The organism is Streptomyces sp. NPDC127084, from assembly GCF_042724175.1.
Lineage (GTDB): Bacteria > Actinomycetota > Actinomycetes > Streptomycetales > Streptomycetaceae > Streptomyces.
This window is the reverse complement of record NZ_JBHXFA010000118.1, coordinates 18,588-24,702: the sequence shown is the minus strand read 5'-3', so window position 1 is coordinate 24,702 and position 6,115 is coordinate 18,588. Positions and strand designations below refer to the sequence as shown.

3 protein-coding genes are annotated in these 6,115 nt (G+C 70.6%); all 3 read left to right on the top strand.

Going from position 1 to position 6,115, the window contains the following annotated elements:
• Positions 1 to 442 precede the first annotated feature (442 nt).
• Entirely contained in the window at positions 443 to 1,360 is a 918-nt protein-coding gene (gene thrB, locus ACFWI9_RS24495) for a homoserine kinase (RefSeq protein WP_387165182.1), read from the top strand.
• 389 nt (positions 1,361 to 1,749) lie between these two features.
• A complete protein-coding gene (gene rho / locus ACFWI9_RS24490; RefSeq protein WP_387165180.1) occupies positions 1,750 to 3,771 on the top strand; it encodes a transcription termination factor Rho in 2,022 nt (673 codons plus the stop codon).
• Between the two features lie 365 nt (positions 3,772 to 4,136).
• Complete coding sequence (locus tag ACFWI9_RS24485; protein ID WP_387165184.1) at positions 4,137 to 5,963, top strand: trypsin-like serine protease; 1,827 nt, start codon at positions 4,137 to 4,139, stop codon at positions 5,961 to 5,963.
• Positions 5,964 to 6,115: the final 152 nt, after the last annotated feature.

Below are 6,115 nucleotides of genomic sequence, written 5' to 3'. Positions count from 1 at the left end.
ACGTGACACGGCGGCTGTTCGTAGCCCGGGTCGCGGGCGGCGCGGCAGCGGCGGTGGCCGCCGGGGGCCGGGGCGCAGGGCGCGGAGGGGGGGGGGGCGGGGCGCCCGCGGCGCCCCCACCCCCCCCCGCGGCGCGGGAGTCGCGGGGGCGCGTGCGGTGACCTGAGGGAGATCGGTGGGACGCCAACGGTGGCCGCCGGGGCGCGACACGCATCGCGCGCCTCCCCTCTGCCCTATGTCGCCGCTGAACCTTCCTTCGATAAGCTGTGCCGGACCGGCCCACCGCATATGCCGCGGTGCTGCTGCCGTTTCGGCCCACGGGTCCTCGTCCTCGTCCTCGTAAGTTCGTCAGAGCACGTCAGGCCCGCTCTTCACGTCGATCAGAATCAGAATTCCGTCGACCAGAATCCGACCAGAACCAACCAAGGAGTGTCGTCGAGCGATGGCCGGTCCCGCATTCCGCGCCGCCGCTGTCCGGGTGCGCGTCCCCGCCACCAGCGCGAACCTCGGGCCGGGCTTCGATGCCTTCGGCCTGTCGCTGGGGCTGTATGACGATGTCGTCGTCCGGGTGGCCGATTCCGGTCTGCATATCGACATCGCCGGTGAGGGCGCCGAGACCCTGCCCCGCGATGAGAGCCATCTGCTCGTACGCTCCCTGCGTACCGCCTTCGACCTGCTCGGCGGGCAGCCGCGCGGCCTTGAGGTGGTATGCGCCAACCGCATCCCGCACGGCCGCGGGCTCGGTTCGTCGTCCGCCGCCATCTGCGCCGGTATCGTCGCCGCCCGCGCGGTGACCATAGGCGGCGACACCCGGCTCGACGACGACGCGCTGCTGGAGCTCGCCACCGAGATCGAGGGCCACCCCGACAATGTCGCGGCGTGCCTGCTCGGCGGCTTCACGCTGGCCTGGACGGCAGCCGGTACGGCCCGGGCCATCAGGATGGATCCCTCGGATTCCATCGTTCCGGTGGTTTTCGTGCCGTCGAATCCGGTGCTCACCGAGACCGCGCGCGGACTCCTTCCGCGCACGGTGCCGCATGTCGACGCCGCGGCCAACGCGGGTCGCGCCGCGCTGCTCGTGGAGGCCCTGACCAGGCGCCCCGAACTGCTGCTGCCCGCCACCGAGGACCGCCTGCACCAGGAATACCGTGCTCCGGCGATGCCGCAGAGCGTCGACCTCGTCAACAGGCTGCGCGCGGACGGCGTTCCCGCAGTCATCTCCGGTGCGGGACCCACGGTGCTCGCGCTGGTCGAGGACGGTGCGGCCGACAAGGTCGCACGGCTCGCGGGCGAGGGCTGGGCGGCGAACAGGCTGGCGCTCGACGCGGCCGGCGCGAGCGTGCTGCCGCTCGCTTCATAGCGACACGGGATTGCCGGTGACGGAGAGGGGGAATGTTTGTTGGAGCCGGTAGTGTTAACCTCAAGTACGCAGCCCACATTCTTGTGGAGCGGTGCTTTGCGTCCCCATCCGGGACCACCATTCTTCCGGGAGCCTCCCCAACTGCCTGAGCAGCCTGCCTGAGCAGTTTCGAGCACGCTCCGGAAACGGCACGACACCCCTCGCTCATCTCGGGAGAGGGCCGAGCAGGGGGACTCGGGCCGGACCTTGCACGTACATTTCCTCCGCCTACCCGGCGGGACTACCGCCCCGGTTCAGGTCCACGATCCGAAAGATCGCGGACCGGTGCCGGACAGCACAACCGGTCGCCGAGCCAGATGGCCGACGTCCGCTCCAGGGAAGGACCCTTCGTGAGCGACACCACCGATCTGATGGGCGTGACTGCCGACAAGAGCGTCGACACAGCCGCGCCCGCCGCAGGTGCTGCCTCTGGCACCACCGCACGGCGCCGCCGCTCCGGCACCGGCCTCGACGGCATGGTCCTGGCCGAGCTTCAGCAGGTCGCGTCCGGCCTTGGCATCAGGGGCACCGCGCGGATGCGCAAGAGTCAGCTGATCGAGGTCATCAAGGAGGCGCAGGCCGGCGGCGGCCAAGCCGCTTCCCCGGCCAAGAGCGCGGGTTCCGACGCCGCGGCCGAGACCAAGCCGAAGCGCCGTGCCACCTCCAAGGCCCGCACTGGCGACGACAGTGCCGCGGCAGCCGAGCCGAAGGCCGAGAGGGCCGCGGCCCAGCAGCAGATCGACATCCCCGGCCAGCCGGCCAGCGATGACGCCCCGGCCGGTGAGCGCCGTCGCCGCCGTGCCACGTCGCCCGCGGGCAGCCCCGAGGGCGAGACCGCCGCGGCGCAGTCGAAGGGCGACGTCAAGACCGAGGTCCGCACCGAGGCCAAGACCGACACCCAGGTCGACGCCAAGGCCGAAGCCGCGACCGACACGGCCGAGGGCCGCCGGGGCGACCGCCAGCGTGACCGCGGTGAGCGCGGCGACCGCCAGCGTGACCGCGGTGAGCGCGGCGACCGCCAGCGTGACCGCCGCGGCGGCAAGGGCGGCGACGACCAGCAGGGCGGCGGCCAGCGCCAGACGCAGGGCGGCGGACAGCAGCGCCAGGGCGGCGGCCCGCAGGACGACTTCGACGACGAGGGCGGTCGGCGCGGACGCCGTGGCCGCTACCGCGACCGCCGTGGCCGCCGTGGCCGCGACGAGTTCGCCGCGGAGCCGCAGCTCGCCGAGGACGATGTCCTGATCCCCGTCGCGGGCATCCTGGACATCCTCGACAACTACGCGTTCATCCGGACCTCCGGCTACCTGCCGGGCCCGAACGACGTGTACGTGTCGCTGGCCCAGGTCCGCAAGAACGGTCTGCGCAAGGGCGACCATGTCACCGGTGCGGTCCGCCAGCCCAAGGAAGGCGAGCGCCGCGAGAAGTTCAACGCGCTGGTCCGCCTCGACTCCGTCAACGGCATGGCGCCCGAATCGGGTCGCGGCCGCCCGGAGTTCAACAAGCTGACCCCGCTCTACCCGCAGGACCGGCTCCGTCTGGAGACCGACCCGGGCGTGCTGACCACCCGCATCATCGACCTGGTGTCGCCGATCGGTAAGGGTCAGCGAGGCCTGATCGTGGCCCCGCCGAAGACCGGCAAGACCATGATCATGCAGGCGATCGCCAACGCGATCACCCACAACAACCCCGAATGCCACCTGATGGTCGTCCTCGTGGACGAGCGTCCGGAAGAGGTCACCGACATGCAGCGGTCGGTCAAGGGCGAGGTCATCTCCTCGACCTTCGACCGCCCGGCCGAGGACCACACCACCGTCGCCGAGCTGGCCATCGAGCGCGCCAAGCGCCTCGTCGAGCTGGGTCACGACGTGGTCGTCCTGCTGGACTCGATCACCCGTCTGGGCCGTGCGTACAACCTGGCCGCCCCGGCCTCCGGCCGCATCCTGTCCGGTGGTGTCGACTCGACCGCGCTCTACCCGCCGAAGCGCTTCTTCGGTGCCGCGCGCAACATCGAGGACGGCGGCTCGCTGACCATCCTGGCCACGGCGCTGGTCGACACCGGCTCGCGCATGGACGAGGTGATCTTCGAGGAGTTCAAGGGCACCGGCAACATGGAGCTCAAGCTCGACCGGAAGCTCGCCGACAAGCGCATCTTCCCGGCGGTGGACGTCGACGCGTCCGGCACCCGCAAGGAGGAGATCCTGCTCAGCGGTGAGGAGCTCGGCATCGTCTGGAAGCTGCGCCGGGTGCTGCACGCGCTCGACCAGCAGCAGGCGATCGAGCTGCTGCTCGACAAGATGAAGCAGACGAAGTCGAACCCCGAGTTCCTGCTCCAGATCCAGAAGACGACCCCGGCGCCCGGCAACGGCGACTGACGCCAAAGCCGCGGGTTCACGCACGGGACGACTGGCTGCTCGCGAGAGCACTCAGCGCTCACAGGGCCGCCCTTTCACTTCCGAGTGATGGGGCGGCCCTGCTTTCTTGACCTATTCGTTGGCTGGCACCCGCCGCCTTTCACTGGTCAACCTGTGGTTGACACGCGTACCATCTGCTGATCAACGTGGGGGGATTCCACCACGCGGTACGGCGAGGCGGGGGTCGCGAACGCCGTGCTGCCCATACCTGTGTGTCACCCCTCCACGCGCACGTTTCTTTCCGGCAGGGCGGTTGCGCCCCGCCGGTTCTCACGAGGGGTTTACGAGTGCAGATACGCACCCGTGGTGGCCGGCACAAGCGCCGGATGAAGCTCGCGCTCCCAGCCGTGGCCGCAGCAGTCGCGCTCGCAGGAGCGGGTATCGCCTTCACCGGTACGGGCTCGGCGGAAGCCGGCGAGGGCAGTTCGCCCATCGCCGCTGACGCGCAGAAGCCCGCCGCGCCTTCGAAGGCCGAACTGGGCTCGCGCGTGGTGGCCGCGATCAAGGCCGACGAGCGGAGCAAGCGCACCCTCGTCAAGCAGCCGGCGCCGGAGAGCGCCGAGTCCGCAGGGTCCTCTGGGTCCGCGGACTCCGCCGAGGCCGGCACTTCCGAGCGCAGCGCGCCGAGTGCCCGCATCATCGGCGGCAAGGAGACCACGATCTCCGCGGCGCCGTGGATGGCCCAGCTCTACTTCCAGGACAGCGCGGGCGGCGGCTACTTCTGCGGCGGCGCGGTCATCGCGCCGACCAAGGTCGCCACCGCGGCGCACTGCGTCAAGGGCATCAAGTGGTACGACACCGGAACGGTCGTCGTCGGTGCCGACCGGCTGGCCACCGTGATCGACGAGGACACCGTCGACTGGCACGGCGGGCAGGTCCGCGGCGCCTACCGCCAGTGGAACCACCCCTCGTACGACGCCGTCAACATCGACAACGACGTCGCCGTGCTCACGCTCACGTCCCCCGTCACCGTCAAGGCGCTGCCGCTCGCCCAGCCGTCGGACAGCTCCCTGTACGCGGCGGGCAACGACGGGAAGGTCTACGGCTGGGGCCGCACCAGCTCCACCGACCCGGACAGCAGCTCCGAGGTACTGAAGGTCGCCGACGCCGACATCGTCTCGGACACGGCCTGCGCCGCCGCCTACCCGGAGGCCACCGAGACCGCCGCCAAGTTCGTCAAGGGCCACATGCTGTGCGCCGGCGCCGCCCCGACCGGCGACGACGCCACCACCGAGACCACCTGCAACGGTGACTCGGGAGGCCCGCTCGTGGTCAACGGCAAGCTCGCCGGTGTCGTCTCCTGGGGCGACGTCGACTGCTCGGCCGAGGGCAAGTACGGCGTGTACGCGAAGATGTCGACGTACTCCGCTCCGGTCCAGGCCCGGGTCGACGATGTCAACTGGAACAACGACCACACCGCCGACCTGCTCGCCCGCAGGACATCGGACAACACGCTGTTCGGCTGGACCTCCAAGGTCACGTCCTTCAGCCGCACCCTCAACGAGGGTTACTTCGGCGGCTACAGCGCGATGGTCCAGGGTGACCTGGACCGCGACGACTTCGAGGACCTCCTGGTCCGCGCGAGCAACGGCACCGTGTACTGGGACCACTACGTGCCCTCGCAGGAGGAGTACCAGCGCAAGGCGCTGTCCACCGGCTGGGCCAAGAACAAGCACTTCGTCATCCCCGGCGATGTCACCGGTGACGAGATCGCCGACATCCTCACGGTGAATTCCACCGGCTACCTCTACCTGTACCCGGGCAAGGGCGACGGCGGCCTCGGCGCACCCGTCAACGTCGGCGGCGGCTGGAGCCAGTACAACGCGGTGCGCGGCCACGGTGACTTCACCAACGACGGTATGCCCGACCTGCTCGCCCGCGGTTCGGACGGGTCCACCTACCTCTACAAGGGCACCGGCAAGGCCTCCGCTCCGTTCGCGTCGCGCGTCCTGGTCGGCAAGTTCACCACGGGCAGCTTCAACGCCCTGATCACCGTGGGCGATGTGAACAGCGACGGCCACGCCGACCTGCTCGTCCGCGACACCACCGGCAAGCTGTGGCTCTACCCGGGCAACGGCAAGTCCTCCGGCGGGATCTTCGGGACCCGCAAGGACTTCGGCACCGGCTGGCAGGCGTACAACCTGTTCGGCTGATCGTGCCGTACCCGGCCGTCGAGCCGGGTACGAGTGCCCGCCGCGCGGCACGCGCGGCGGGCCCCCCCCGTTTTGGGGCCGGGGTCCCCCACCCCCATGGGGCGTGGGCACAACCCCCACCCCCCCGTGCCCCCCGGGGCCGGTGGCGGGCG

Bases quoted from the DNA above. Each gene is read 5' to 3' on its own strand.
- ACFWI9_RS24485 (WP_387165184.1), top strand. From the start codon at position 4,137: ATGAAGCTCGCGCTCCCAGCCGTGGCCGCAGCAGTCGCGCTCGCAGGA.
- thrB (WP_387165182.1), top strand. From the start codon at position 443: ATGGCCGGTCCCGCATTCCGCGCCGCCGCTGTCCGGGTGCGCGTCCCC.